Raw genomic sequence first — 26,677 nt, 5'->3', positions numbered from 1 at the left:
GGCGTGCCCGCATACGGGCCGGACATCCGGGAAGGAAACAGAGCGGACCGCGCTGTCCGACCGACTCAAGGATAGGTGTCCGTGAGGACGCGCAGGCTGTCGGGCTCTTGCTGCGAGACGCCTCGCTGCCATACTTACGTCGCCGTAGGTTACGGAACCGTAGGGAATGCGTTCTAGAGTCCCCTGCGGTGGCCGCGGATCGGCACCTGTCTCAACCCTCGACCCCACAGGGGACGCGCATGACCTCGTCTGGTTCCGATGTGATCGAAGAAGCCAAGAAGCCCACCGGTGCCTCGCCCTCGTCCGCCACCCTGGGCGGCGAGCAGAAGGGTTCGATCGAGCAGATCACCCTGTTGCTGTTCATCGTCGTGCCCTTCCTTGCGCTGCTGGCGGCGGTGCCGCTGGCCTGGGGCTGGGGCGTGAGCTGGCTCGACCTGGCCCTGCTGGTGTTCTTCTACTACCTGGGCTGTCATGGCGTGACGATCGGTTACCACCGGTACTTCACGCACGGGTCGTTCAAGGCGAAGCGGCCGCTGCGGATCGCGCTGGCGGTCGCGGGCTCGATGGCCGTGGAGGGGCCCCTGGTGCGCTGGGTGGCCGACCACCGCAAGCACCACAAGTTCTCCGACGCCGAGGGTGACCCGCACTCCCCGTGGCGGTACGGGGAGACCGTGCCGGCGCTGATCAAGGGTCTGTGGTGGGCGCACATCGCCTGGATGTTCGACGAGGAGCAGACCAACCAGGAGAAGTACGCCCCCGATCTGATCAAGGACCCGGCCATCCGGGCGGTCTCCCGGCAGTTCATCTACTGGACGATGCTGTCGCTGGCGCTGCCGCCGCTGATCGGCGGTCTGGTGACGATGTCCTGGTGGGGGGCGTTCACCGGGTTCTTCTGGGGTTCACTCGTGCGGGTGGCGTTGCTCCACCATGTGACGTGGTCGATCAACTCGATCTGCCACGCGGTGGGCAAGCGGCCGTTCAAGTCCCGCGACCGTTCGGGGAACGTGTGGTGGCTGGCGGTGCTGTCCTGCGGTGAGTCCTGGCACAACCTGCACCACGCCGACCCGACGTCGGCGCGGCACGGTGTGGAGCGCGGCCAGCTGGACTCGTCGGCGCGGATCATCCGCTGGTGCGAGCAGCTGGGCTGGGCGTACGACGTGCGCTGGCCGTCACGCTCGCGTATCGATTCGCGCCGTAACACGGGGGACGGCGCCTCCCGGCAGGGGGCTCAGGCCGCGAAGGCGGCATGATTGACGCCGTGGCGACCGACTCCAGCACCCCCAGTCCCGACAGCAAGCAGCGGCGGGCGCGTCGCACCCGTATGACCGGGGCGGAGCGCCGCCAGCAGCTGTTGGAGATCGGTCGCACCCTCTTCGCGGCGAAGGGGTTCGAGGGCACCTCGGTGGAGGAGATCGCGGCGAAGGCCGGGGTGTCCAAGCCGGTGGTGTACGAGCACTTCGGCGGCAAGGAGGGGCTGTACGCCGTGGTGGTCGACCGGGAGATGCGGCGGCTGCTCGACATGGTGACCAGCTCGCTGACGGCCGGCCATCCGCGGGAGCTGTGCGAGCAGGCCGCGTTCGCGCTCCTCGACTACATCGAGGAGTACACGGACGGTTTCCGGATCCTGGTCCGGGACTCCCCCATCCCGCAGTCGACGGGGTCGTTCGCGTCGCTGATCTCCGACATCGCGACCCAGGTGGAGGACATCCTGGGCCGTGAGTTCAAGTCCCGCGGTTTCGACCCCAAGCTGGCGCCGCTGTACGCGCAGGCGCTGGTCGGGATGGTCGCGCTGACCGGCCAGTGGTGGCTGGACGTCCGCCGGCCGAAGAAGGCGGAGGTCGCCGCGCACCTGGTCAACCTGGCCTGGCACGGTCTGGACGGCCTGGAGCAGAAGCCACGGCTGATAGGGCACCGGAAGGCGTGAGCGCCCCGGTGCCCTGTCAGCGGATCCGGCGGATCAGCGCGTGAAGACGCCGTCAGTGCTTGAAGACGTCCTTCATCTTCTCCTTGGCCTGGCGCGCGTCGCCCTTCGACTGCTCCAGGCGGCCCTCGGTCTCCAGCGGCACGTCACGCGTGGCGCGCCCGCCGGCCTCCTTGGCCTTGCCCTTCAGCTGTTCCTTCTTGCCCTTGGCCTTCTGGTGTCCTGACACCGTGGATCCCTCCTGACGCGAATACGTGCGTGGGGTCATTGCCCCGGGTAACCAGGACCGGGCCGGTGCAAACGGGGGCTCATCCCACCGGTTCCAGGAACTCCAGGCGGTTGCCGACCGGGTCCTGGGAGTAGAAGCGGCGGTGTCCGGGGAGGTCGTGGTCCCAGGTGACGCGGGCGCCGCCGGCTTCGAGCCGTTCGGCACAGGCGTCGATGCCGGTGACCCGCAGTCCCGGGTGGGCCTGCCGGGCGGGACGGAAGTCCGCCTCGACGCCCAGGTGCAGGTGCACGGTCCCGGCCCGGAACCAGCAGCCGCCGCGGGCCGCGAGCACGGGCGGCTTGGGGATCTCGGTCATGCCGAGGAGGCCGACGTAGTAGGCGCGCAGCAGGTCCTCGGAGCCGGGCGGCACGGCCAGCTGGACGTGGTCGAGAGCGGTGATCATCAGGCGTCCTCCTTGCGGGCGACGGCGAAGATCCGCCGGAACGGGAACGGGGTGCCGTGCGGGCCGGCCGGATAGGCCCCGCGCAGGGCGGTGCGGTAGTCGGCGAGGAAGGCGTCCCGGGCCTCGGGGTCGTCGGCGAGGGCGGTGAGGACGGGGCGCAGGCCGGTGCCCTTCACCCAGTCGAGGACCGGGTCCTCGCCGGTGAGCAGGTGGACGTACGTCGTCTCCCAGACGTCCGCGGCGCAGCCGAGCGCGGTCAGCCGCTCCAGGTAGGCCTCGGGGCTCAGTACGGCGTCCTCGTGGCGGAGGGTCTCGGCGAGCCGGCCGCTCCAGCGCGCGGAGCGGGCGAGGTCGCGCATCAGCCGGTGGCTGGGGGCGCCGAAGTTGCCGGGGACCTGGAAGGCGAAGGTGGCGCCGGGGGCGAGGGCGGCGATCCAGCCGGCGAAGCGCTCGGGGTGGCCGGGGACCCACTGGAGCGTGGCGTTGGAGACGATCAGGTCGTACGTCCCCTCGGGCGCCCAGGTGCGGACGTCGGCGTGGGAGAAGTCCAGGCGGCCGCCGCCGGCCGTGGGTCCCTCGTACTCCACGAGTGCCTTGTCGAGCATCTCGGGCGAGTTGTCGTAGCCGGTGATGTGCGCGGTGGGCCAGCGCTGGGCGAGCAGCGCGGTCATGTTTCCGGGGCCGCAGCCGAGGTCGGCGATGCGGGGGCGGCCCGCGGAGGTGGCGGCGGGCAGGTCCGGGACGCGGGCGAGGAGGTCGGCGAAGGGGCGGCCGCGATGGCCGGCGTGCCGGAGGTACTGGGCGGGGTCCCAGGCGGGAGTGGTCATGTGCTCCACCTTCCCCACCCCGATATCTCGATGTCAAGAGACTCGACATCAAGAGACTTCATGTCGACACAACCACTACACTGATCGCCATGGAGGACGAGGTCGATCGGCTGGTGGCTGCGTGGCGCCGGGAGCGCCCGGACCTCGACGTGGAACCGCTTGAGGTGCTCAGCCGGGTGAGCCGGCTGGCCCGGCACCTGGACCGGGCACGTCGGCTGGCCTTCGCCGAGCACAGCCTGGAGCCCTGGGAGTTCGACGTGCTGACCGCGCTCAGGCGCGCGGGCACCCCGTATCAGCTCTCCCCCGGCCAGTTGCTGACGCAGACCCTGGTCACCTCGGGGACGATGACCAACCGGATCGACCGGCTGGCCAAGAAGGGGCTGGTGGAGCGGCTGCCGGACCCGAGCGACCGGCGCGGTGTGCTGGTACGGCTGACCGGCGAGGGCCGGGACCGCGCGGACCAGGCCCTGGCCGGACTCCTCGCCCAGGAACGGGCGATCCTCGGCGAGCTCTCCCGGACCCAGCGCTCCGAACTCGCGGGACTGCTACGCCAGCTGACCGCCCCGTTCGACAACATCCCCGGCTAGGCGCTCCGCTGGACAGCCGTCACATGCCGGCTGCGGCGCCGTCGTGGCTGGTCGCGCAGTTCCTCCCCCAGCCTGCGGCCGGGGGCACCCCCAGCGCCCCTACGGGCGCTGCCGAACGCGGCGTCCTGAGCCGTCAGGCGCTGCTGCTCTCCTCCGGGATGATCCGCCCCGCGGGGCCCAGGTCCGCCGGCCCCACCCCGGCCCTCCGCGCCAGCGCTACCGCGGCCAGGGTGCTGTGGACGCCGAGTTTGCCCAGGACGTTCTGCATGTGGGTGCGGACGGTGTGCGGGGACAGGAACAGGCGCTCGGCGACGGCCTTGCGCCCCAGCCCCGCCACCATGCACCGGAGCACTTCCCGCTCCCTCGGCGTGAGGGACTCCACCAGCCGTTCGCTCTCGGTGCGGTGCTTGCGGGCGGCCGTCAGCTCGCGCAGCACCCCGGTCAGCAGGGCGGGCGGCAGATGGGTCTCGTCGCGCAGGACGCCCCGGATGACGTTCAGCAGTCTGGACAGCGAGCAGTCCTTGGCGACCCAGCCCGAGGCACCGGCCTGCAGGGCCAGCGCCGCGCGCCGCGGGTCGTCCCGCTCGGCGAGGACGACGATCCGTACGGCGGGCTGGGCCGAGCGGACCCCGGCGACCAGCGATATGCCGTCGACCAGCCCCTCCTCGTTGGCCTCCTGCACCGGCACGGCCGCGCGCCCGCCGGGCAGTTGGCCGCCCAGGTCGGCGTCGACGAGCAGCACGTCGTAGCGACGGCCCTCGGCGACCGCGCGCTCCAGGCAGCGCAGCGCCGCCGGACCGCTGCCGGCCGCGGACACGTCGACGTCGGGCTCGGCGGCCAGTGCGGCGGCCAGCGACTCGGCGAAGATACGGTGGTCGTCGACGACCAGAACTCGGATGCGAACCACGAAACCCCCTTCCCCAATGCTCTTCACGAGCAGGGGATACCCCAAGGTCCGGAGAACGACGACCCACACGGACACGACACCCGTGGGAGGACGCAACCGCACGGCCGCCGCCGTGCCTGAACAGCTACCCCACCACGAGCGTCGTATCCGACTTGTCTCGCCCCCTGATCAGCACCGGCCCCCACCGGTACCGCTCATCAGAGTACGGCCGGGCGCCGGAAGCGGAAGGCAATTTGCAGAACTGCCCGGCGAACGCGTTTATGGTGTGCCGCATGTTTCGTATTGAGGCGGAAGTCGACAAGGAACGACGTGATCTGCTCCGCGCGCGGCTGCTGGCCACCAACACGGCGGCCTCTCCCGTGCTGGCCGCGCTGCGCGGCACCCCCGCCGGACGCGAAGTACCCCTGCACGTCTGGGCGGTGGACGAGAGTTCGGGCGCCCTGGGCGGCGGGCTGGTCGGGCACACCTGGGCGTCCTGGCTGCACGTCACCTACCTATGGGTGGACGCCCGCAGCCGCGGCGCCGGGCTGGGCGGCCGGCTGCTCGCCGCGGCGGAGCGCACCGCCCGCAAGGACCGCGACTGCACCGCCGCCCGCCTGGAGACCTGGGACTTCCAGGCCCCGGATTTCTACCGGAAGCAGGGCTACGACGTGGTGTGCGTGATCCCCGACTATCCGCCGGGGATCACGGAGTACACGCTGACCAAGCGGCTGGGCTGAGCGCTCAGTCCGCCTTGCGGGCGCCCGCCGACGGCACCGCCTCGAAGGTCCGCGGCGCCTTGAACCCGGCCGCCGCGAACGCCTCCTCGACCGCCTTGGTGATCGTGTCGACGTCGGCCGTCTCGGCGAGGACGATCGCCGAGCCGCCGAAGCCGCCGCCGGTCATCCGGGCACCCAGCGCGCCGGCCGCGTTCGCCGCCTCCACGACCAGGTCCAGCTCGGGGCAGGAGACCTGGAAGTCGTCGCGCAGCGAGGCGTGGCCCTCGGTGAGGACCGGGCCGATCGCGCGGGTGTCACCGGCCTCCAGGAGGGCGACGACACGCTCGACGCGGTGGTCCTCGGTGACGACGTGACGGACCAGCCGCCGTACCTCTTCCTCGTCGCCGAGGCGGTCGAGCGCGGAGTCCAGTTCGCCGTAGGGAACGTCCCGCAGGGCGTCCACGCCGAGCAGGGCGGCGCCCTTCTCGCAGCCCGCGCGGCGCTTGCCGTACTCGCCGCCGCTGTGCGCGTGCTTGACCTGGGTGTCGACCACGAGCAGCCGCATGCCCTCGGCCGCGAGGTCGAAGGGGATCTGCCGCTGCGAGAGGTCGCGGGTGTCCAGGAACAGGGCGTGCCCGGCCTCGCAGCAGGCGGACGCCGTCTGGTCCATGATGCCGGTCGGCGCCCCGACGTAGACGTTCTCCGCGCGCTGGCACAGGCGGGCCAGCTGCCAGCGCTGGAGGCCGAGTCCGTACAGGTCGTTCAGCGCGAGGGCGATCACCACCTCCAGGGCCGCGGAGGAGGACAGGCCCGCGCCGGTCGGGACGGTGGAGGCGAGGTGCACGTCGGCGCCGGTGACCGGGTGGCCGGCCTCGCGCAGCGCCCAGACCACGCCCGCCGGGTACGCCGTCCACTCCTGGTCGGTGCCGGGTTCCAGGGCGTCGAGGGCGAGTTCGACGACACCGCCCCCGATGTCCGAGGAGTGCAGGCGCAGCACGCCGTCGCTGCGGCGGGCGACCGCTGCCGTCGTCACGTGCGGCAGCGCGAACGGCATCACGAAGCCGTCGTTGTAGTCGGTGTGCTCGCCGATCAGATTGACCCGGCCGGGCGCCGACCAGACGCCGTCCGGCTCGGTGCCGTACAGCCCGGTGAAGCCCTCACGGACCTGCTGTGCCCCCACTACTGCTCCCTTGCTGCGCTTGCGATGGTCTGGGCGAACTCCCAGGCGTCCGCGACGATCCCCGCGAGGTCCGCGCGGGCCGGGTTCCAGCCCAGCCGCTCGCGGGCAGCGGCCGCCGAGGCGACCAGGACCGCCGGGTCGCCGCCCCGGCGCGGGGCCACGACCTCGGGGATCGGGTGGCCGGTGACCTGCCGGACCGTCTCGATGACCTGGCGGACGGAGAAGCCCTCGCCGTTGCCGAGGTTGCAGATCAGGTGCTCGCCGGGCCGCGCGGCCGTCAGGGCCAGCAGGTGGGCGTCGGCGAGGTCGGCGACGTGGATGTAGTCGCGGACGCAGGTGCCGTCGGGCGTCGGGTAGTCGTCACCGAAGACCGAGATGGCCTCGCGGCGGCCCTGGGCGACCTGGAGGACCAGCGGGATCAGGTGCGACTCGGGGTCGTGGCGCTCGCCCTGCGCGCCGTAGGCGCCGGCCACGTTGAAGTAGCGCAGGGAGACCGCGCCCAGGCCGTGGGCGGCGGCCTCGCCGGTGATCATGTGGTCGACGGCGAGCTTGGTGGCGCCGTACGGGTTGGTCGGCTTCGTCGGCGCGGTCTCGACGATCGGGACCTGCTCCGGCTCGCCGTAGGTGGCCGCCGTGGAGGAGAAGACCAGCTTGCGCACGCCGGCCTCGCGCATCGCGCCGAGCAGCGCCATGGTGCCGCCGACGTTGTTGTCCCAGTACTTCTCGGGCTTCACGACCGACTCGCCGACCTGGGAGAACGCGGCGAAGTGCAGCACCGCCTCGTAGGAGGAGTCCAGCCACTTGGCGGCGTCGCGGATGTCGCCCTCGACGAAGGCGGCGCCCGCGGGGACGCCCTCGCGGAAGCCCGTGGAGAGGTTGTCGAGGACGGTGACCTCGTGGCCCGCCTCCAGCAGGTGCTGGGCGACCACGCTGCCGACGTAACCCGCCCCGCCCGTCACCAGGTACTTCATCAACTCGCTACCTCTCGCAGTCGCTCGGCCGCGCGCTCCGGCGGCACGTCGTTGATGAACACGCTCATGCCGGACTCGGAACCCGCGAGAAACTTCAGCTTGCCGGACGTTCGGCGGATGGTGAAAAGCTCGAGGTGGAGCGCGAAGTCGTCGCGCGTGACACCCTCGAACTCCTCCAGCGTCCCGAACGGCGCCTGGTGCCAGGCGGCGATGTAGGGCGTGGGAGGCTCACCCTCACCGAAGATACGGTCGAAGCGCCTCAAGAGTTCCAGATAAACCTTGGGGAACTCTGAGCGCGCCGCCTCGTCGAGGCCGAGCAGGTCGGGGACCCGGCGCTTCGGGTACAGGTGGACCTCGTAGGGCCAGTGCGCCGCGTACGGCACGAAGGCGGCCCAGTGTTCACCCTCAAGGACGACCCGCTCGTCGGCGAGTTCACGTTCCAGGACGGTGTCGAACAGGTTCTCGCCGCCCGTCGCCTCCTTGTGCGCCGCGAGCGACCGCAACATCAGTGCGGTGCGCGGGGTGGTGAAGGGGTAGGCGTAGATCTGCCCGTGCGGGTGACCGAGCGTCACGCCGATCTCCTCGCCGCGGTTCTCGAAGCAGAACACCTGCTCGACGGAGGGGAGATGCGACAGTTCGGAGGTCCGGTCGGTCCAGGCGTCGAGGACGAGGCGCGCCTGCTCCTCGGTGAGGCTCGCGAAGGACGCGTCGTGGTCCGAGGTGAAGCAGACCACCTCACAGCGCCCGGAGTCGCCGGCCAGCGAGGGGAAACGGTTCTCGAAGACCACCACGTCGTACGACGAGTCCGGGATCTCGCTCAGCCGGTCGCCCCGGGTCGGGCACAGCGGGCACTGGTCGGCCGGCGGGTGGTAGGTGCGGCCCTGCCGGTGCGAGGCGATGGCGACCCGGTCGCCGAGCAGCGGGTCCCGGCGGATCTCGGAGGTGGTGTGCGTCCGCTCCAGCGGCCGGCGGTCCACCGCGTCCCGCACGGTGTCGTCACGCAGGTCGTAGTAGATGAGCTCGCGACCGTCGGCCAGCCGGGTCGAGGTCTTCTTCACTGCGGACTCCCGTTGATCGAGTCATCCAACCTTCAAACAGAACCGAACACACCAAAACACAACTCACCACGCCAGTCAACATCGGAATCAATCAAGGTGAGACAACGAAAGTGTTGAATTACTGGGTGCAGAACCCCACAAACACCCCATACTCCCCCACATACCTCGCGGCGGGCCTGCGGCTCCCCACCAACGGCCTCGACTACACGATCCTGGCGATCTACTTCGTCGTCGTCCTGGGCATCGGCTTCGCGGCCCGCCGGTCGGTGAAGACCAGCCTCGACTTCTTCCTCTCCGGCCGGTCACTGCCCGCCTGGATCACCGGTCTCGCCTTCATCTCGGCGAACCTGGCCGCGACCGAGATCCTCGGCATGGCCGCCAACAGCGCGCAGTACGGCGCGTACACCGTGCACTGGTACTGGATCGGCGCCATTCCGGCCATGGTCTTCCTCGGCCTGGTGATGATGCCCTTCTACTACGGCAGCAAGGTCCGCTCGGTCCCCGAGATGCTGCTGCTCCGCTTCGACAGAGCCGCGCATCTGCTGAGTTCGATCCTGTTCGCCTTCGCGGCCATCCTCATCGCGGGCGTCAACCTGTACGCCCTGGCGATCGTCGTCGAGGCGCTGCTCGGCTGGCCCCAGTGGGTGGCGATCGTGGTCGCCGGCGCGTTCGTGCTGGCGTACATCACGCTCGGCGGCCTCTCCTCGGCCATCTACAACGAGGTGCTCCAGTTCTTCGTGATCCTGGCCGCGCTCATCCCGCTGTCCGTGCTAGGCCTGAAGAAGGTCGGCGGCTGGGACGGCCTGGTCGACAAGCTCACCGCCACCCACGGGCACAACTTCACCACCGCCTGGGGCGGCACCGGCATCGGCTCGGTCAACCCGCTCGGCGCGAACTGGCTGACCATCGTCCTCGGCCTCGGCTTCGTCCTCTCCTTCGGCTACTGGACGACGAACTTCGCCGAGGTGCAGCGCGCCCTCTCGGCGAAGAACCTCTCCGCCGCCCAGCGCACCCCGCTGATCGCCGCGTACCCGAAGATCTTCATCGTCTTCCTGGTGATGATCCCGGGGCTGGTCGCCGCGGCGCTGGTCCCGAACATCGGGACCGCGAAGTCCGGCCTCCAGTACAACGACGCGATCCCCTACCTCATGTCGCAGCTGCTGCCCAACGGCGTGCTCGGCATCGCGGTGACCGGTCTGCTGGCGGCCTTCATGGCGGGCATGGCCGCCAACGTGTCGTCCTTCAACACGGTCTTCACCACCGACATCTGGGCGAAGTACGTGGTGAAGGGCCGCGAGGACGGCTACTACGTGCGGTTCGGACGGCTCATCACCGCGATCGGCGTCTGCGCGTCCGTCGGGACGGCGTTCCTCGCGTCGTCGTTCTCGAACATCATGAGCTACCTCCAGACGCTGTTCTCCTTCTTCAACGTGCCGATGTTCGTCGTCTTCATCGTCGGCATGTTCTGGAAGCGCGCCTCGGCGAAATCCGGGTTCTGGGGGCTGCTCGCGGGGACCGTGACCGCGATGGTCAACTACTTCGTCCTCTACAAGAAGGACATCATCGGCATCCCCTCCGACCAGGGCGCCAACTTCGTCTCCGCGATCGCCGGCTTCGTCGCCGGTGCGGTGGTGATGGTGATCGTGTCCCTGTTCACCGCGCCGAAGCCGGAGGCGGAGCTGGCGGGGCTCGTCTACGGCACGACGTCCCCGGGGATGACCGAGGCGCCCGCGCCCGGTGACGAGGCCTGGTACCGCCGGCCGGCACTGCTCGGCTGGGGTGCCGTGATCATCGCCGCCCTCTGCTACATCCCGTTCTCGTTCTAGTCCCGGTCGCGGGAGGATGGAGAAACCATGACCGACGACTCCGGGCACTCCGGGTTCCACTATTCCGAGCAGGACGTCCAGCGGGAGGTCACCGAGCTGGAAGGCCGGTCCGCGACCGCCGCGCGGATCTTCGACCTGCGGCGGATCATCGGTGGGCTGTTCGTGCTGTACGGGATCATCGTCACGATCACCGGGATCACGGACTCGCAGGCCGAGATCGACAAGGCGCAGGGGATCAACATCAACCTGTGGACGGGGATCGGGATGCTGTTGCTGGGGGTGTTCTTCCTGGTGTGGCTGTGGCTTCGGCCTACTCCGCCGCCGGTACCTCCGGTGGAGGAGGGGGGCGAGTAGGTCGTCTTTTGGCCGCGGGTGTGTGGGGGCTGGTCGCGCAGTTCCCCGCGCCCCTAAAGGGGCGCTTGGGTGCCGCCGTTGAGAGGGCCTGCCCTGTCCAGCAGGCCTGTTCGCGCCGCCAAAGCCGCCGCCTCCAGCCTCGATCCCACGCCCAGTTTCATCAGGACCCTCTGGACGTGGGTGCGGGCTGTGCTGGGGGCGATGCCCATGCCGGCGGCGATCAGGCGGGTGTCCTCGCCGTCGGCCACCCGCACCAGGACCTCGACCTCCCTCGGGGTGAGCATCTGGAGGAGGCGCTGGCCCTCGTCGTCGGGCTGGGCGGCGGGGTTGAGGAGTTCGCTGAACGCGCCCTGGAGGAGGGCGGGCGCCACGGCGGCCTCGCCGGAGCGGGCCTTCATGATGGCGCGCTCGACGCCCTCGATCCGTTCGTCGTGCCGTACGTACCCGGAGGCGCCCGCGGCGAAGGCCGCCGCGATGCCCCGCGGGGACGGCACCGGGCCCAGCACCAGCACCGCCACCTGCGGTCGCTCCTTCTTGATCCGCACCACCGGGTCGAAGATCCCCGGCTCGGCCGGTGCGGCCGTGCCCAGCAGGCACACCTCGGGCGCCCGTGTGATCACCAGCTCGGCCGCGCCCGCCGCCGGTGCCGCCGCCGCGAGCACCCGGTGGCCCCGCAGTTTCAGCGCAGAGGCCAGCGCCTCGGCGAGCAACCGGTGGTCGTCGACCACCATGAGCCGCACTCCCATAGAGCAACCCCCCAGTCCCCCCAATGGATGCCCCACTATGGATGCCCACTGGTCCGCATGGACAGAGGGCCCCCCGGCACCTCGTCCTTTCATGCCCCCGGAAGCTACACGCTTGTTCGACGTTGCGCTGCCCCTACTGATGAGAAGTGCCCCGGATCGGAGGAATCTCAGGTTTTTCCGGCATTCACGGGTGAAGAGCGGGTGTGGTGCGGTAAGCGCCCACTTGACCGGTCGTCAGCCTCCCGCACCGAACGCGGTCACCAGGTACGCCTTGCCCGACGCCGACGAACCGGCGGAGCGCGCGTACACGGCGGACAGATACAGGTGGCCCTGGGAGTAGAGGGCCTCGGAGTACTCCGGTGACATGCTGGTCTCCACCGCCTTGACGGCCGTGCTCACCGGATTCTCCAGCAGCCTGGTCTCCTTGAACGAGCCGCCGTCGATACTGACGACCTGAGCACCCTTGTTGTACGGCGCGTTCTTGTACGCGATCACGTTGGTGCCGTCCATGCGCAGCGGTGTGATCGTGTAGTTGTTCCCGGCGTCGGCGCGCTGGCCGGTCCCCTTACCGGTCGCGAGGTCGAAGGCGACGATCTCGTTGGTCTTGGCGTAGGCCCCGCTGCCGTCGTGCTCCTCGGTCGCCAGGTACAGCCGGTCGTTGCCGACCACCACGCCCTTGCACTTCTCCACCTCGTAGATGCCGTCGCAGCGGACCGCGTACGAGCTGCCCGGGGTGGAGATCCGGGTGCGCAGCTTCCCGGTCCTGTTGTCGATGGAGAAGACGTCGGAGAAGCCGCTGCCGTCGCCCGCGCTGTCGTTGACGTCGGCGGCCACCACGAGCGGGTCGGTCGACACGACGCTGGCGTACTCGATGCCCGAGGTCATCTCGTACTCGGAGATCACCTTGCCGGAGACCGGGTCGATGGTCTGGATGTGCAGCTGGCCGCTGTCGCCGCTGCCGCACCGGCGGACCGCGACCAGCTTGGCACCGCCGCCGTAACCGGCGTCGTAGCAGGTGTCGGTCGACTTCGGCTGCCAGCGGACCGTGCCGGAGGCCAGGTCGAAGGCGGCGCCGCCGCTGGTGCCGCCGACCGCGACGGTCTGCTGGGCGACCGTCACGTTGTTGAAGTTGATCGGTACGTCACCGGACTTGACGGACTTCGTCCACAGCTTCTTACCGGCTTTCAGATCGATCGCGGCGACCTGGCTGCAACCGGTGGACGAGCCCTTGGGGGGCATCTTCGGCTGGAAGACGACCGCCGTCCTGCCGTCGGCGCCGACGTGCCCGGTGGCGTAGCAGACCGGGCCGGGCAGCGGGACCGTCCACAGCCTGGCGCCCGAGTCGGGGTCGTAGCCGGTGATCTCGGCGACGCCGCTCTTCGCGTACACCGTGTCGGTGAGCCAGGAACCGGCGGTCACCGTGGTGTCCTTCGCGGCGGGCAGCGGGACCTGGAAGAGGACCTTGGAGGTGGGGTCCGCGGGGACCTTCTCGGTGCCCGTGCCGCCCTTGTCGCCGTCCTTGCCCTGGCCGCCGGTGCCACCGCTCGAACTCGCGGTGCCGTCCTTCTTGCCGTCGCCGCCGGAGGACTTGGCGTACCAGATGCCCCCGCCGACGATCAGCGCGATGGCGACGACCGCCGCGGTGACGATGAGCAGCACGGCGTTGTTCCGGCCGGGGCCGGAGGAACCGGGGTTCGGACCGCCGGGCTGACCGGGGCCGCCCGGGTAGCCCGGCTGTGCCGGGTAGCCCGGCTGGCCCGGCTGGCCGCCCGGGTAGCCGTAACCGGGCTGCTGGGCGTAGGGGTTGCCGGCCGTGGGGGGCTGGGCGGGGTAGCCGTAGCCGGGGGGCGCGGGCGGGGGTGGCTGCTGGGGGTAGCCGTAGCCGGGCTGGGGGGCGGCGGGCTGCTGCGGGTAGCCGTAGCCAGGCGGTGGGGCCGGTGGGCCGGGCGGCGGCTGCGGCGGGGTCGCGGGGGCGCCGAAACCGGGCTGCTGCGGGGGCTCGTTGGGCGGCGGCGGGGGCGGTTGCGTCATGGCGGGGCTACCTCGGGGAAAGCAGGTGGGACGGCGGCTGGGGACGGCGCTGACTGCTGGACGGGACGGGCCCCGCTCAGTTGCCGAAGGCCATCATCAGCTTCTCCTTCGCCTGGTCGCTGCCGGTCAGCCGCGCGGTCGAGATGTAGAAGCGGCCGTCGACCCAGTCGACCTGTCCGTCGTAGAAGCCGCCCTCGATGTCCGCGGTGTGCTGCGGGTTCTGCAGCAGCCCGGTCGTGGTGTGGGTGGCGCCGGAGGTGGGGACGGACACGACCCGGCCGCCCGCGTCGTACGACGGCCTCACGTAGGCGACGAGCTTCCCGCCTTCGGTCCTCACCGGGTACATCGACTCGTCCGTCGGCGACTTCACCCGCCACTTCGCCTTGCCGTCGGTGAGGCTGATCGCGACGATCTCGTTGCCGCCGCTGCTCACGTCCGTCGGCAGGTACAGGGTGTTGGCGTCGACGGCGACGCCCTGGCAGCCCTGGAGGTCGCTGGAGAGGAGCGCCCAGCCGCACTGGGGGGCGAACTTCTCGTCGACCTTGACCTCGGAGCGGAACGTGCCCTTGGCGTCCAGCGTCGAGATGTTCCAGGCCTTCTTGTCCTCGTTGGTCATGTAGACCACGAGCGGGTCGACGGAGTAGGTCCGCTCGACCTTCCAGCCCTTCTTGACCGGCTGTGTCCACTTGGCCTTGCCGGTGGCGGGTTCGAGCTCCGAGATCTCGTCGTGCTCGTTGCTGCCGCCGGCGCCGCAGGACGCCACCTGGACCAGCCGGTCCGCGCTGCCCGCGAAGGCCGTCGGGAAGCAGGACGCGCCGTACTTCTCCTTGTCGTACAGCTTCTTGCCGCTGCCCAGGTCGTACGCCGTGCCGGACTCGGACCGGCCCACCATCAGCGTTCTGCCGCTGATCGTCAGCTCGATGCTGATCGCGCTGTCGAACAGTCCGCCGTCGGCGACGGTCGCGGTCCAGCCCTTGCGGCCGGTGTCCAGGTCGATCTCCTGGAGCTGGTTGCACTTGGCGCGGTCGCTGGTGCCGTTCATGTAGGCCACGACGACCTTGTCGTCCGCGGACTTGGCGGAGGTGACCGCGCAGATCTTCTGCGGGAACGTGATCGGGCCCCACGCCGGATCGCCGTCACCCACCTTGTAGGCGAAGACCTGCTTGTACGCCGCCTTCACCGCCGTCTTCCCAGTGATCCACATGCCGGGGGCGTCGGCGCCGTTCGCGGGTGCGTCCGGGGCCGACTTGTACCAGAGCACCTTGGCCTCGCCGGACTTGCGGCCGTCGTTGAGGTTGTCCGGGTCGGCGCCGCCGTCACCGCTGCCGTCACCGGGGTCGACCGGGGTGCCGGACGCCTTGGGGTCGTCGGAGTGCCGGGCGACCGGCTTCTTGCCGTCGTCCCCGCCGCTGGTCACGGCGTACACCGTGCCTCCGACGACCAGCAGACCCGCCACCGCGGCCGCGACGACCAGTGCGGGCTTCCCCTTGAAGGGACCGCCGCCCGTGCCGCCGGGCGGCGGGGTGGTGCCGGGGCCGCCCGGGTACTGCGGGGGCTGCTGGGGATAGCCGTAACCGGGCTGCGGGACCGCGGGCGGCTGCGGATGGCCGTACGGACCGGGCGCCGCGTACGGACCGGGCTGCTGACCCTGGACACCGGGTTGCTGCCCGTACGGGCCGGGCTGCTGACCGTGGGCACCGGGCTGCTGTCCGTACGGGCCGGGCGGCGGGCCGTAGGGACCCGGCTGTTGCGGGTGGCCGTAGCCCGGCTGGGGCGGCTGGGCAGGGGGCGGCGGTGTGCCCTGGGGCGCACCGAAACCCCCCTGCGCGGGCGGTTGTCGAGGAGCGCCGAAGCCATCGGCCGGCGGCTGCCCCTGTGGTGCTCCGAAGCCGCCTTGCGGCGGCTGGTTCGGCGGCTGAGTCATCAGCGCTCTTCCCCCGTTCACTGATTCTGAGCCACGTCCCGGGGCCCGCGCCGGGCTCAGGACGTACTCAGAGTGCTCTCAGACCGACCTTTCTATCACTCGGCACCGACAGGCCCCGGAGCCGTGGCTCCCGCCGTTCCCAAGGCAGAACCGCCCTGTGATGCCCCCGTTACGCGCCTTCACGCCCCCTTCGCCGGGCGCCCGCAAGGGGGTTGTGCGCCCGGGAGTGCGCGGCTGGTTCACGCCGGTGGAAGTGCTACGCGTCCTCGGCCAGTTCCAGCCAGCGCAGCTCCAGTTCCTCGCGCTCGCCGGCCAGGTCCCGTAGCTGGGCGTCCAGTTCGGCGACCTTGGTGAAGTCCGTTGCGTTCGCGGCGATCTGGTCGTGGAGCTTGGTCTCCTTCTCGGCGACGCGGTCCAACTGACGCTCGATCTTCTGGAGTTCCTTCTTGGCGGCACGCTGGTCGGCGGCGCTGCGTTCGGCCGAGGGCGCCTTGGGGGCCGCCGCGGTGGCGGCGACGGCCTCCTCCATGCGCTGCCGGCGCTCCAGGTACTCGTCGATGCCGCGCGGCAGCATCCGCAGGGTGGCGTCGCCGAGCAGGGCGAAGACCCGGTCGGTGGTGCGCTCCACGAAGAACCGGTCGTGGGAGATGACGATCATCGAGCCGGGCCAGCCGTCGAGGACGTCCTCCAGCTGGGTGAGGGTCTCGATGTCGAGGTCGTTGGTGGGTTCGTCGAGGAAGAGGACGTTCGGCTCGTCCATGAGGAGGCGCAGCAGCTGGAGGCGGCGCCGCTCACCGCCGGAGAGGTCGCCGACCGGCGTCCACTGCTTCTCCTTGCTGAAGCCGAACGTCTCGCACAGCTGCCCGGCGGTCATCTCGCGTCCCTTCCCGAGGTCGACGCGCTCACGGACCTGCTGGACGGCCTCCAGGACCCGGGTGTTCGGGTTGAGCTCGGCGACCTCCTGGGACAGGTAGGCGAGCTTCACGGTCTTGCCGACGGCGACCCGGCCGCCGGCGGGCTGCGCCTCGCCCTCGGTGCGGGCGGCCTCGGCCATGGCGCGCAGCAGCGAGGTCTTGCCGGCGCCGTTGACACCGACCAGGCCGATGCGGTCGCCGGGGCCGAGCTGCCAGGTGACGTGCTTGAGCAGCACCTTGGGGCCGGCCTGGACGGTCACGTCCTCCAGGTCGAAGACGGTCTTGCCGAGCCGCGAGGAGGCGAACTTCATCAGCTCGGAGGTGTCGCGCGGCGGCGGCACGTCCTTGATCAGCTCGTTGGCGGCCTCCACCCGGAAGCGGGGCTTGGAGGTGCGGGCAGGGGCGCCGCGGCGCAGCCAGGCCAGCTCCTTGCGGACCAGGTTCTGCCGCTTGGTCTCCTCGGTGGCCGCGATCCGCTCGCGTTCCGCACGTGCGAAGACGTAGTCGGAGTAGCCGCCCTCGTACTCGTAGACGGCGCCGCGCTGGACGTCCCACATGCGGGTGCAGACCTGGTCGAGGAACCAGCGGTCGTGGGTGACGCAGACCAGCGCCGAGCGGCGCTCGCGCAGGTGCCTGGCCAGCCAGGAGATGCCCTCGACGTCGAGGTGGTTGGTCGGCTCGTCGAGGACGAGCAGGTCCTGCTCCTCGATGAGCAGCTTGGCGAGCGCGATGCGCCGGCGCTCACCGCCGGACAGCGGGCCGATGACGGTGTCCAGGCCCTTGGGGAAGCCCGGCAGGTCCAGGCCGCCGAACAGGCCGGTGAGGACGTCCCTGACCTTGGCGTTGCCGGCCCACTCGTGGTCGGCCATGTCACCGATGACCTCGTGCCTGACGGTGGCCTCGGGGTCGAGGGAGTCGTGCTGGGTGAGGACGCCGAGGCGCAGTCCGCCGGAGTGCGTGACGCGGCCGGTGTCGGCCTCCTCCAGCTTGGCGAGCATCCGGATGAGGGTGGTCTTGCCGTCGCCGTTGCGGCCCACCACACCGATGCGGTCGCCCTCCGACACGCCGAGCGAGACGCCGTCCAGCAGGGCACGGGTGCCGTAGACCTTGCTGACGTTCTCGACATTGACCAGGTTGACGGCCATTTCACTCCTGCGCACGGGGACGGTCAGCCTCCCAGCGTAATGCGCGCGGGGAGACCGACTCACCGGCAGGTTCGTGATGATTAAAACGATACGGTCAGAAATTCCGACATATATGACGAATGGGCCGGATGTTGGGGGTTACTCCGATACGTGATCCCGTACAGAACGGAGACAGCCCTATGGTGATCAAGAAGCTGCACGACATGGGCGTGCGCAGCGAGCACGCCTACATCGCCGGCCTGGCGTCGATCGGGCTGAGCTTCGCCTCCTGGCTGACCAGCCTCCAGGCCGAGAAGGCCGGCGTCGAACGAGCCGACCGCTGGGGCATTTTCGTCGGCGAGTGGGCTCCCACCTTCATCGGTCTGGGTCTCGCCCTGTCCCACTACGAGCAGCAGGAGGGCACGCTCAGCGGATCCCTGCACCCCCTGCACAAGGCCGGCTGACCGGCGACCCCTCCCAGGTACGGTCCGGCCACCGCCGGACCGCGCCGGCGCGCACGGAGCCGGTGGCTCACGCGCCGACGGGCGCGCCGGGGTCCTGGGCCGGGGCGAACACCCGCGCGCCCGGCGCGGGGGCCGTCGCCGTGCGGACCGTACGGCAGGTGCCGGAGTCGCGAAGGGCCGCGGCGACCTCGGCCGCCGATCCGGCGTCGCGGACCAGGAACGCCGTGGTGGGCCCGGAGCCGGAGACCAGTGCGGTCAGGGCACCGGCCGCGCGGCCCGCGGCGAGGGTGTCCGCGAGTTCCGGGAAGAGGGACAGCGCGGCGGGCTGGAGGTCGTTGGAGACGGCGGCGGCGAGCGCGTCCGCGTCGCCCTTGGCGAGTGCGTCGAGGAGGTCGCGGGAGGCGACGGGTTCCGGGATGTCCCGGCCCGCGGCGAGCCGGTCGAACTCGCGGAAGACGGCAGGGGTGGACAGCCCGCGGCCGGCCATCGCGAACACCCAGTGGAAGGTGGCGCCGACCTCGAGGGCGGTGAGGCGTTCGCCGCGTCCGGTGCCGAGGGCGGCGCCGCCGACCAGGCTGAAGGGCACGTCGCTGCCCAGGTCGGCGCAGATGGCGAGGAGTTCGGCACGGGAGGCACCGGCCCGCCAGAGTTCGTTGCACGCGAGCAGCGCGCCCGCCCCGTCCGCGCTGCCCCCGGCCATCCCGCCGGCGACCGGGATGTCCTTGGCGATGTGGATGTGCACGGCCGGTTCGATGCCCCGTCGGCCGGCGAGCGCGAGCGCGGCGCGCGCAGCGAGGTTCGTGCGGTCCAGGGGGACCTGGTCGGCGTCCGGGCCCTCGCAGGTGACGCGCAGTTCGTCGGCGGGGGTGACGGTGACGTCGTCGTAGAGGCCGACGGCGAGGAAGACGTTGGCGAGGTCGTGGAAGCCGTCGGGGCGGGCGGCGCCGACCGCGAGCTGCACGTTGACCTTGGCGGGGACGCGGACGGTGACGCTCACTTGGCGGGCTCCTTGTGCTCGGCGATCCTCGCGAACTCCTCCACCGTCAGCGACTCCCCGCGGGCCTGCGGTGAGACCCCGGCCGCGACCAGCGCCGCCTCGGCCGCCGCCGCGGACCCGGCCCAGCCGGCCAGCGCCGCCCGCAAGGTCTTGCGCCGCTGGGCGAAGGCCGCGTCGACGACCGCGAAGACCTCGCGCCTGGACGCCGTCGTCCGCAACGGCTCCGCGCGCCTGACGAGGGAGACGAGCCCGCTGTCGACGTTCGGCGCGGGCCAGAAGACGTTGCGCCCGATGGCGCCGGCCCGTTTCACCTCGGCGTACCAGTTGGCCTTGACGGACGGCACGCCGTACACCTTGTTGCCGGGGGCGGCGGCGAGCCGGTCGGCGACCTCGGACTGCACCATCACCAGCGTCCGCTCGATGCTCGGGAAGGTGTCGAGCATGTGGAGCAGGACGGGGACGGCGACGTTGTAGGGGAGGTTCGCGACGAGCGCGGTCGGCGGCGGGCCGGGCAGCCCGGTGACGTGCATCGCGTCGGAGTGGACCAGCGCGAACCGGTCCGCGCGCGCCGGCATGCGCGCCGTGATCGTCGCGGGCAGGGCGCTCGCCAGGACGTCGTCGATCTCGACGGCGGTGACCCGGTCGGCGGCCTCCAGCAGGGCGAGGGTGAGGGACCCGAGCCCCGGCCCGACCTCCACGACCACGTCGTCCGGGCGGACGTCGGCGGTGCGGACGATACGGCGGACCGTGTTGGCGTCGATCACGAAGTTCTGGCCGCGCTGCTTGGTGGGGCGTACACCGAGCGCTGCCGCGAGCTCACGGATGTCGGCGGGGCCGAGGAGGGCGTCGGGGATGGGGCTGCTCACGGGACAAGGGTACGGGCCGCCGGGGACGCCTCCCGCCGGTCACCCGTGCAACCGGTGCCCGCAGTGCGGCCAGGGGGTGGAGCCGCGGCTCAGGTAGAGCTTCTTCGCGCGGAACGTCTGCTCGTCGGCCGGGGCGTCCTGCGGGCGGCCGCTGCCGCCGAGGCTGTGCCAGGTGTGGGTGTCGAACTGGTACAGCCCCCCGTACGTCCCCGAGGGGTCCACCGCGTGGGCGCGGCCGCCGGACTCGCAGACGGCGAGACCGTGCCAGTTCAGGCCGTCGGCGCCCTTCACCGAGTCCGGGTGCGGCTTGGTGCCCACCTTCACGAGCTGCGCGCGCGGTTCGCGCACCAGCTCGGTCCACTCCCGGTGCGGCTTCTGCCGGACGCCGTTGACGGTCCTCAGGTAGTACGTGACCCGCCGCAGTCCGGGCCGCCCGGCGCGCTCCACCACCTCGGTGCCCTTGAACAGGGTCGGGGCCTGGGTCCGCCGCACCTCGAACGGGATCACCTCCTCGCGCACCTCCTTGCTGCCCGTGACCCGCAGCACGGTCACGGTCTGCCCGTCGCGGGGGAAGCCGGTGCGGGGCACGGAGGTGGTGTCCTGGCCGTGCAGGGTGATCCCGGCCTCCTCGACGGCCTCGCCGACGGTCGCGGCGTTGGTGCGGATGGTGCGGGTCCGGCCGTCCGCCAGGACGGTGACGGTCCGCTCGGTACGGACGTCGAGCGAGAGTCCGGCGCGTCCGATGCGCTGGGAGCGCGCGGCCGACAGGTACGCGCCCTCGGCACGGACCCCCAGCTCCCGGAGCGCGCCGTCGACCGTGCGGGCCGTCGTCCACACCTCGTGCCGCTGCCCGTCCAGGGTCAGGCGGACAGGGCGGCCGTAGCGCACCGCCACCTCGTCGCCGCTGGCCAGTGCCGTGCCGGGGGCGGGCGCCACGACGTCGTGGGCGCCCACGGGTACGCCCTGCTCGGAGAGGAGGCCGGTCACGTCGTCGGCGAACGTGTGCAGGGCGCGCGGCCTGCCGTCGACGGTCAGCTCGACCGCCTTGTCCTTGGCGAGGAACGCGGTGGTGCCGCCGGCCAGGAACACGACGACCAGGGCCTGCGGCAGCAGACGGCGCACGGCGGACTCCGGCCGCTGTCCGTAACGCGCCCTGCGCCGGCGCGCGGCACGCCGGCCGCCCACGGCGCGCGCACCGGTCTCGGGCACCCCGGCCTCCGGCCCGTGCGCCCCGTGCCGTGGCAGCCCCGGCTCACCCGGGTACGCGCGGGCCGCCGCCTGACGCGCGTCCACCAGCGTCCGCGCCCGAGCCTGCGCCGACCGCGGCGCCTGTGCCTGCGCCTGTACCTGTGTCTGCCCCTGCCCCTGTGCCGGCGTCTGTGCCTGCCCCTGTGCCGGCGTCTGTGCGGTCGGCGGACCGCTCGCCCCGGCCGAGGCCTCGTAGGCCGGCCGGTAGGTGTCAGCGCCGTACGGCACCCCGTAGCCGAGCGTCTCGGCCTCGTACATGCCCTGCGCCACATAGGGGCCGTACACCCCGTGCGCGCCGTAGGCACCGTGCTCGCCGGGCGCACCCCACGCGCCCGGCGCCCCGTAGTCGCCTCGCGCCGGGGGTGCACCACCCGCGCCGTGCGCCCCCGGCATGCCGTAGGGGTCGTACGCCTCAGACGTCTCGTACTGCGATGGGCTCACGCCGACACGCTCCAGAGGGCCAGACGGGGTCCGGATTCGGGCCACCAGAACCTAGCGGAGCACTCGTCACTCTCCAAAGCGGCGCGACTACTCAGGGTCGCGGCGGAGCCGAAGCCGCGACCCGGCGGACGTTATCCGCCAGTTATGATCGATATACCCTCAGTAATCGAAGGCGCGGGCCGTGTTCGCGCCCAGGGCCGCCGCCAGCGCATCCTCCTCGATCCCGCGTACGGCGGCCATCGCGCGCACCGTGACCGGAATGAGATACGGGGCATTGGGCCGTCCGCGGTACGGCGCCGGGGTCAGGAAGGGCGCGTCGGTCTCCACCAGGAGCAGTCCGAGGGGTGCCACCGCCACCGCGTCCCGCAGGTTCTGGGCGTTCTTGAAGGTGACGTTGCCGGCGAAGGACATGAAGTAGCCCTCGCGGGCGCACTCCTCGGCCATCTCGGCGTCCCCGGAGTAGCAGTGGAACACCGTCCGCTCCGGGGCGCCCTCCTCCTTGAGGACCCGCAGGACGTCGGCATGCGCGTCGCGGTCGTGGATGACGAGGGTCTTGCCGTGCCGCTTGGCGATCTCGATGTGGGCGCGGAAGGAGCGCTCCTGGGCCGCCTTGCCCTCGGGCCCGGTGCGGAAGTAGTCGAGGCCGGTCTCACCGACGCCCTTCACCTGGGGCAGCCCGGCCAGCCGGTCGATCTCGGCGAGCGCCTCGTCCAGCGCCGCGTCACCGCCGCCGGCACGGGCACCCTGCCGCGACCAGTTGTCGGGATCGCCGTGCACGATCCGCGGGGCCTCGTTGGGATGCAGGGCGACGGTCGCGTGGACGCTCTCGTGGGCGGCCGCGGTGTCGGCCGCCCACCGCGAGCCCTTGAGGTCGCAGCCCACCTGGACGACGGTCGTCACCCCCACCGACGCGGCCTTCGCGAGGGCCTCCTCGACGGTGCCGGACTGCATGTCGAGGTGGGTGTGGGAGTCGGCGACCGGCACCCGCAGGGGCTCCGGGAGCGGCGGCGCCGCGTTCTTGTCGGCCGTACGGGAGGCCGTACCGGCGGCGTTGGAAGGCATGCCCCGATCCTACGGAAGGGGCATGCCCGGCCGGATCCGCGCCCGGGTCAGCTCGCCTTGCGCTGGAACGGATGCAGGAGATCGGACAGATGCCAGTGGTGGTCCGCCCCGACCTGTGCGGTGGCCTCCGTCGCCGCCGCCCCGGGCCCGGACCCCGTACCGTCCTCCCCGGCCGGCCGGGGCTGCGGCGGCCGGTGCTGCGACCGCTGGGTCGCGTTCTGCACCGACGAGACCTGCCCCGCGCGCATGATCCGGACGACTTGGCCGTCGCAGTTCAGGCACGCCGGCCGGCTCAGCGGGGACGGGACCACCCGGCCGTTCGCCACATACGTGACGAACTCGTGGTTGTCGGCGTCCGTGTGGTGCTCTATCTCGTACGACTGCTCCCAGCCGTGCCCGCACCGCATGCAGGCGAAGGAATACGACTCGTGGACGACGGCTGTGGCCGCACCGCGGAGGCCGGTCTGCCCTGCGATCTCACTCATGCCAGCTCCTCTTGTCCGCTGGACAAGCGCCCCCGGCGCGGGGATTCCCCCCGGAATCCCATTGGGGGCGAGGGACGGGTGCGTCCCTGCTGACCAGTGGACGCCTTCACCGGCGCGAACGCAGCAGGCCTGTCGAGTGTTGGAGCCGATTTGGACGTCGCTTGCCGAAGGGGCCCCGCGAAGGGGGGATTGCCTTTGCCTTTCCCCGCCTTGCTTTACCGTCCTGTGGGGCGCGCGCTCAGAGGAGACGCCCCCTGCTCAGAGGACGCATCTCCGCAGGTCAGGGGCGCACGCTCAAAGGAGAAGCGCCGCGCTCGGGGATCGAGAGCGCCCCCTTTTCGACACCGGTCACCGAAGCGCCCCCTCAGGGGCGCGGGGAACTGCGCGACCAGCCCCCACCACCCCGCACCCGACTGCACAAAAGCAACCACGACGGCGCTACAGAACCCGACCTCCCCCGTCAACCCGCTTCGCCGCGACCACGGCGTCAAACACCACCCGCTTCGGAATCCCCGCCTCAACGGCCACCGCCGCGATCGCCTCCTTGCGCCGCTCCCCGGCCTCCTCCCGCACCCGCACCCGGCGCACCAGCTCCGCCGCGTCCAGCTCCTCGGGCCCCCGCTCCGGCGCACCCTCCACCACCACGGTGATCTCGCCGCGCACCCCGTCGGCGGCCCACACCGCCAGCTCGGCCAGCGGACCCCGGCGCACCTCCTCGTACGTCTTGGTCAGCTCACGGCAGACGGCCGCCCGCCGCTCGGCCCCGAAGACCTCGGCCATGGCCGCGAGGGTGTCGTCGAGGCGGTGAGGGGCCTCGAAGTAGACGAGGGTGCGGCGCTCCTCGGCGACCTCCTGGAGCCGGGAACGGCGCTCGCCCGCCTTGCGGGGCAGGAAGCCCTCGAAGCAGAACCGGTCGACGGGCAGCCCGGACAGCGCGAGCGCGGTGAGCACCGCGGACGGCCCCGGGACTGCGGTGACGCGGATCTCCCGTTCCACCGCCGCCGCGACCAGCCGGTAACCGGGGTCCGAGACCGAGGGCATCCCGGCGTCGGTCACCAGCAGCACGCGCGCGCCACCGGCGAGCTCCTCGACCAGTTCGGGCGTCCGGGCCGCCTCGTTGCCCTCGAAGTACGACACCACGCGGCCCGTGGGCGTCACTCCGAGCGCCTGGGTGAGCCACCGCAGCCGCCGGGTGTCCTCGGCCGCGATGACGTCGGCGCCGGTCAGCTCGGCCACGAGCCGGGGCGGCGCGTCCGCGACGTCGCCGATGGGGGTGCCTGCGAGGACAAGGGTTCCAGTCACTCCCCCATCCTCCCAGCCCGCGCCGTTCGCAAAGGAACCCACCGTGAAGACCCATTGCACGGGACTCACACAGAACGGTTCCCTACGATGGCGCGGTGACCAGTACCGCGTCCTCCACGGACACCCGGCAGGACCAGGCGGGGCCCGACGAGCGGCCGGCGTGGCAGCAGCGGCTGCGCCGGTTCGGCTACTCGGCGAGCCCGGCGCGCACGGCGCACACCACCGGCGGCAGAAGCGCCGAGAGCTCCGGTGTCGTCGACCGCCTGGTGCCGCCGTACGCCGAGCCCAGCTCCCGGATGTGGCTCGCCCTGGGCGTGCCCCCGGTGCTCGCCGAGCGGATCACGCGGTGGTCGGCCTGGGGCGGCCCGCTCCTCGTGACGCTGCTGGCGGGCCTGCTGCGGTTCTGGAACCTGGGCAGCCCGAAGGCGGTGATATTCGACGAGACGTACTACGCGAAGGACGCGTGGGCGCTCGTCCACCGCGGTTTCGAGGTCAACTGGGACAAGAACGCCAACGACCTGATCCTGCAGTCGAACGGCCACCTGACGATCCCGGCGGACGCGGCGTACGTGGTGCACCCGCCGGTCGGCAAGTACGTCATCGGGCTCGGGGAGCTGCTGTTCGGCTTCGACCCGTTCGGCTGGCGCTTCATGACGGCGCTGCTGGGCACGCTGAGCGTGCTGCTGCTGTGCCGGATCGGGCGCCGGATGTTCCGCTCCACGTTCCTGGGCTGCCTGGCGGGCGCGCTGATGGCGGTGGACGGCCTGCACTTCGTGATGAGCCGCACCTCGCTGCTCGACGGCGTACTGATGTTCTTCGTGCTGGCCGCGTTCGGCTGCCTGGTCGTCGACCGGGACAAGGCGCGCGCGAGACTGGCGGCCGCGCTGCCGGCGGACGCGGACGGCCGGGTCCGGCCCGACGCGGACGTGGGCGACGGTTTCCGCTTCGGCCTGCGCCCCTGGCGGTGGGCCGCCGGCCTGCTGCTCGGGCTGGCGATCGGCACCAAGTGGAACGGCCTGTACATCCTGGCCGCGTTCTGTGTGATGGCGCTGTTGTGGGACGTCGGCGCCCGCAAGGTGGCCGGTGCGGCGCGGCCGTACCGGGCGGTCCTCGCGCACGACACGGGGATCACGTTCCTGGCGACGGTCCCGGTGGCGATCGCCGTCTACCTGACGTCCTGGATCGGCTGGATCCTCTCCCCCACCGACGGCTCCGGCGGCTACTTCCGCAACTGGGCGGCCACCGACGGCAAGGGCGGCCACTGGACGTTCCTGCCGGACTGGCTGCGCAGCCTGTGGCACTACGAGCACGAGGTGTACCTGTTCCACGTCGGCCTGTCGTCGCCGCACACGTACATGTCGAACCCGTGGTCCTGGCTCGTGCTGGGCCGCCCGGTGTCGTACTACTACGAGTCGCCCTCCCCGGGCGTGGACGGCTGTCCGTCGGACGCCGGCGAGAAGTGCGCCCGGGAGGTGCTCGCGATCGGCACCCCGCTGCTGTGGTGGGCGGCCTGCTTCGCGATCGCCTACGTGCTGTGGCGGTGGGCCTTCCGCCGGGACTGGCGGGCCGGTGCCATCGCCTGCGGCATCGCGGCCGGTTACCTGCCCTGGTTCATGTACCAGGAGCGCACGATCTTCCTCTTCTACGCCGTCGTCTTCGTGCCGTTCCTGTGTCTCGCGGTGGCGATGATGATCGGCGCGATCATCGGCCCGCCGGGCTCCACCGACACCCGCCGGCTGGTCGGCGCCTCGGGCGCGGGCGTCCTGGTGCTGCTGATCGCCTGGAACTTCATCTACTTCTGGCCCCTGTACACGGGCACGGCCATCCCCATCGACTCCTGGCGCTCACGGATGTGGCTGGACACCTGGGTCTAGCTGGGCAGAAACGTCACGAGGGCGCGGCACTCTGCCGCGCCCTCGTGGTCGTTGTTGGTCGTTGGCGGTTGTCCTGGGCCACCCTCGGACGGCCCGAGGACGGCCCGGCTGTGAGCGTGGGGAGATTCAAGTGGCGCTTTTGAACTGCAGCGAAGCAGTACCGAGCACTGCTACCGCTCTCGTCCAAGCTGCGTCCACT

General features: G+C 71.4%; 25 protein-coding genes. 8 read left to right on the top strand and 17 right to left on the bottom strand.

The genetic code is table 11. The features are described from left to right. The first annotated feature begins 239 nt into the window (after positions 1 to 239). Positions 240 to 1,250 (top strand): acyl-CoA desaturase, encoded by a 1,011-nt coding sequence (locus MB828_RS40075; protein ID WP_301652460.1) that lies wholly within the window; start codon positions 240 to 242, stop codon positions 1,248 to 1,250. After that, positions 1,247 to 1,924: a TetR/AcrR family transcriptional regulator gene (locus tag MB828_RS40070; RefSeq protein ID WP_133027925.1), complete on the top strand. Its 678-nt coding sequence runs from the start codon at positions 1,247 to 1,249 to the stop codon at positions 1,922 to 1,924. The genes MB828_RS40075 and MB828_RS40070 overlap by 4 nt, the downstream gene beginning before the upstream one ends. A gap of 52 nt (positions 1,925 to 1,976) precedes the next feature. On the opposite strand, the gene MB828_RS40065 is transcribed toward MB828_RS40070, so the two are convergent. The 3 genes from MB828_RS40065 to MB828_RS40055 form a co-directional block, all read right to left on the bottom strand. Next, positions 1,977 to 2,150, bottom strand: coding sequence for a CsbD family protein (locus tag MB828_RS40065; RefSeq protein WP_133027926.1), 174 nt, complete (start codon positions 2,148 to 2,150; stop codon positions 1,977 to 1,979). A 79-nt stretch (positions 2,151 to 2,229) separates the two neighbouring features. Beyond that, positions 2,230 to 2,592, bottom strand: a complete 363-nt coding sequence (locus tag MB828_RS40060) for a VOC family protein (protein WP_133027927.1) — start codon at positions 2,590 to 2,592, stop codon at positions 2,230 to 2,232. Next, positions 2,592 to 3,419: a trans-aconitate 2-methyltransferase gene (locus MB828_RS40055; RefSeq protein WP_301652459.1), complete on the bottom strand. Its 828-nt coding sequence runs from the start codon at positions 3,417 to 3,419 to the stop codon at positions 2,592 to 2,594. Before MB828_RS40055 ends, MB828_RS40060 begins: the two co-directional genes overlap by 1 nt. Before the next feature lie 89 nt (positions 3,420 to 3,508). On the opposite strand from MB828_RS40055, the gene tamR reads away from it, so the two are divergent. Further along, entirely contained in the window at positions 3,509 to 4,006 is a 498-nt protein-coding gene (gene tamR, locus MB828_RS40050; RefSeq protein ID WP_301652458.1) for a MarR family transcriptional regulator TamR, read from the top strand. A gap of 133 nt (positions 4,007 to 4,139) precedes the next feature. On the opposite strand, the gene MB828_RS40045 is transcribed toward tamR, so the two are convergent. Beyond that, positions 4,140 to 4,913 carry a LuxR C-terminal-related transcriptional regulator gene (locus tag MB828_RS40045; protein WP_301652457.1) on the bottom strand — a complete coding sequence of 258 codons (774 nt, stop codon included), beginning with the start codon at positions 4,911 to 4,913 and terminating at the stop codon, positions 4,140 to 4,142. A gap of 260 nt (positions 4,914 to 5,173) precedes the next feature. On the opposite strand from MB828_RS40045, the gene MB828_RS40040 reads away from it, so the two are divergent. After that, positions 5,174 to 5,632 (top strand): GNAT family N-acetyltransferase, encoded by a 459-nt coding sequence (locus tag MB828_RS40040; protein WP_301652456.1) that lies wholly within the window; start codon positions 5,174 to 5,176, stop codon positions 5,630 to 5,632. 4 nt (positions 5,633 to 5,636) lie between these two features. On the opposite strand, the gene galK is transcribed toward MB828_RS40040, so the two are convergent. Genes galK through galT form a run of 3 tightly spaced genes read right to left on the bottom strand, consistent with a single transcriptional unit; the run spans position 5,637 to position 8,820 of the window. Then, on the bottom strand, positions 5,637 to 6,791 hold the full coding sequence (gene galK, locus MB828_RS40035; protein WP_133027932.1) for a galactokinase: 1,155 nt from the start codon (positions 6,789 to 6,791) through the stop codon (positions 5,637 to 5,639). Beyond that, complete coding sequence (gene galE / locus MB828_RS40030) at positions 6,791 to 7,762, bottom strand: UDP-glucose 4-epimerase GalE (protein WP_133027933.1); 972 nt, start codon at positions 7,760 to 7,762, stop codon at positions 6,791 to 6,793. Before galE ends, galK begins: the two co-directional genes overlap by 1 nt. Next, positions 7,762 to 8,820, bottom strand: coding sequence for a galactose-1-phosphate uridylyltransferase (gene galT / locus MB828_RS40025; protein WP_301652455.1), 1,059 nt, complete (start codon positions 8,818 to 8,820; stop codon positions 7,762 to 7,764). The genes galE and galT overlap by 1 nt, the downstream gene beginning before the upstream one ends. A 125-nt stretch (positions 8,821 to 8,945) precedes the next feature. Here galT and MB828_RS40020 point away from each other — a divergent pair, with 125 nt between their 5' ends. Beyond that, entirely contained in the window at positions 8,946 to 10,646 is a 1,701-nt protein-coding gene (locus tag MB828_RS40020) for a sodium:solute symporter family protein (protein ID WP_301652454.1), read from the top strand. A 27-nt stretch (positions 10,647 to 10,673) separates the two neighbouring features. After that, positions 10,674 to 11,000 (top strand): hypothetical protein, encoded by a 327-nt coding sequence (locus tag MB828_RS40015; protein WP_301652453.1) that lies wholly within the window; start codon positions 10,674 to 10,676, stop codon positions 10,998 to 11,000. 53 nt (positions 11,001 to 11,053) lie between these two features. On the opposite strand, the gene MB828_RS40010 is transcribed toward MB828_RS40015, so the two are convergent. The 4 genes from MB828_RS40010 to MB828_RS39995 form a co-directional block, all read right to left on the bottom strand. After that, the gene (locus MB828_RS40010; protein ID WP_133027937.1) at positions 11,054 to 11,746 is read right to left on the bottom strand and encodes a helix-turn-helix transcriptional regulator; all 693 of its coding nucleotides are present in this window, start codon (positions 11,744 to 11,746) and stop codon (positions 11,054 to 11,056) included. Positions 11,747 to 11,980: 234 nt separating this feature from the next. After that, the gene (locus MB828_RS40005) at positions 11,981 to 13,777 is read right to left on the bottom strand and encodes a PQQ-binding-like beta-propeller repeat protein (protein ID WP_301652452.1); all 1,797 of its coding nucleotides are present in this window, start codon (positions 13,775 to 13,777) and stop codon (positions 11,981 to 11,983) included. Between the two features lie 76 nt (positions 13,778 to 13,853). Beyond that, a complete protein-coding gene (locus MB828_RS40000) occupies positions 13,854 to 15,701 on the bottom strand; it encodes a PQQ-binding-like beta-propeller repeat protein (protein WP_301652451.1) in 1,848 nt (615 codons plus the stop codon). 256 nt (positions 15,702 to 15,957) lie between these two features. Continuing rightward, entirely contained in the window at positions 15,958 to 17,760 is a 1,803-nt protein-coding gene (locus tag MB828_RS39995; protein ID WP_301652450.1) for an ABC-F family ATP-binding cassette domain-containing protein, read from the bottom strand. A 179-nt stretch (positions 17,761 to 17,939) separates the two neighbouring features. Between MB828_RS39995 and MB828_RS39990 the strand changes: the two genes are divergently transcribed. Beyond that, positions 17,940 to 18,203 carry a hypothetical protein gene (locus MB828_RS39990; protein ID WP_133027941.1) on the top strand — a complete coding sequence of 88 codons (264 nt, stop codon included), beginning with the start codon at positions 17,940 to 17,942 and terminating at the stop codon, positions 18,201 to 18,203. 67 nt (positions 18,204 to 18,270) lie between these two features. Here MB828_RS39990 and MB828_RS39985 read toward each other — a convergent pair whose 3' ends face one another. The 6 genes from MB828_RS39985 to rsmI form a co-directional block, all read right to left on the bottom strand. Continuing rightward, positions 18,271 to 19,200, bottom strand: coding sequence for a 4-(cytidine 5'-diphospho)-2-C-methyl-D-erythritol kinase (locus tag MB828_RS39985; protein WP_301652449.1), 930 nt, complete (start codon positions 19,198 to 19,200; stop codon positions 18,271 to 18,273). Continuing rightward, positions 19,197 to 20,066, bottom strand: a complete 870-nt coding sequence (gene rsmA / locus MB828_RS39980; protein ID WP_301652448.1) for a 16S rRNA (adenine(1518)-N(6)/adenine(1519)-N(6))-dimethyltransferase RsmA — start codon at positions 20,064 to 20,066, stop codon at positions 19,197 to 19,199. The genes MB828_RS39985 and rsmA overlap by 4 nt, the downstream gene beginning before the upstream one ends. 39 nt (positions 20,067 to 20,105) lie before the next feature. Then, the gene (locus MB828_RS39975; protein ID WP_301652554.1) at positions 20,106 to 21,572 is read right to left on the bottom strand and encodes a ubiquitin-like domain-containing protein; all 1,467 of its coding nucleotides are present in this window, start codon (positions 21,570 to 21,572) and stop codon (positions 20,106 to 20,108) included. A gap of 342 nt (positions 21,573 to 21,914) precedes the next feature. Next, positions 21,915 to 22,817, bottom strand: a complete 903-nt coding sequence (locus tag MB828_RS39970) for a TatD family hydrolase (RefSeq protein ID WP_301652447.1) — start codon at positions 22,815 to 22,817, stop codon at positions 21,915 to 21,917. Positions 22,818 to 22,864: 47 nt separating this feature from the next. Beyond that, entirely contained in the window at positions 22,865 to 23,302 is a 438-nt protein-coding gene (locus MB828_RS39965; protein ID WP_301652446.1) for a hypothetical protein, read from the bottom strand. Positions 23,303 to 23,740: 438 nt separating this feature from the next. Beyond that, positions 23,741 to 24,604: a 16S rRNA (cytidine(1402)-2'-O)-methyltransferase gene (rsmI, locus tag MB828_RS39960; RefSeq protein WP_301652445.1), complete on the bottom strand. Its 864-nt coding sequence runs from the start codon at positions 24,602 to 24,604 to the stop codon at positions 23,741 to 23,743. Between the two features lie 95 nt (positions 24,605 to 24,699). Here rsmI and MB828_RS39955 point away from each other — a divergent pair, with 95 nt between their 5' ends. After that, positions 24,700 to 26,478 (top strand): dolichyl-phosphate-mannose--protein mannosyltransferase, encoded by a 1,779-nt coding sequence (locus MB828_RS39955; RefSeq protein ID WP_301652444.1) that lies wholly within the window; start codon positions 24,700 to 24,702, stop codon positions 26,476 to 26,478. Positions 26,479 to 26,677: the final 199 nt, after the last annotated feature.

The organism is Streptomyces arenae, from assembly GCF_022343545.1.
GTDB classification, from domain to species: domain Bacteria; phylum Actinomycetota; class Actinomycetes; order Streptomycetales; family Streptomycetaceae; genus Streptomyces; species Streptomyces humi.
The sequence above is the reverse complement of the archived record's forward strand: the minus strand, read 5'-3'. Positions and strand labels throughout refer to the sequence as shown.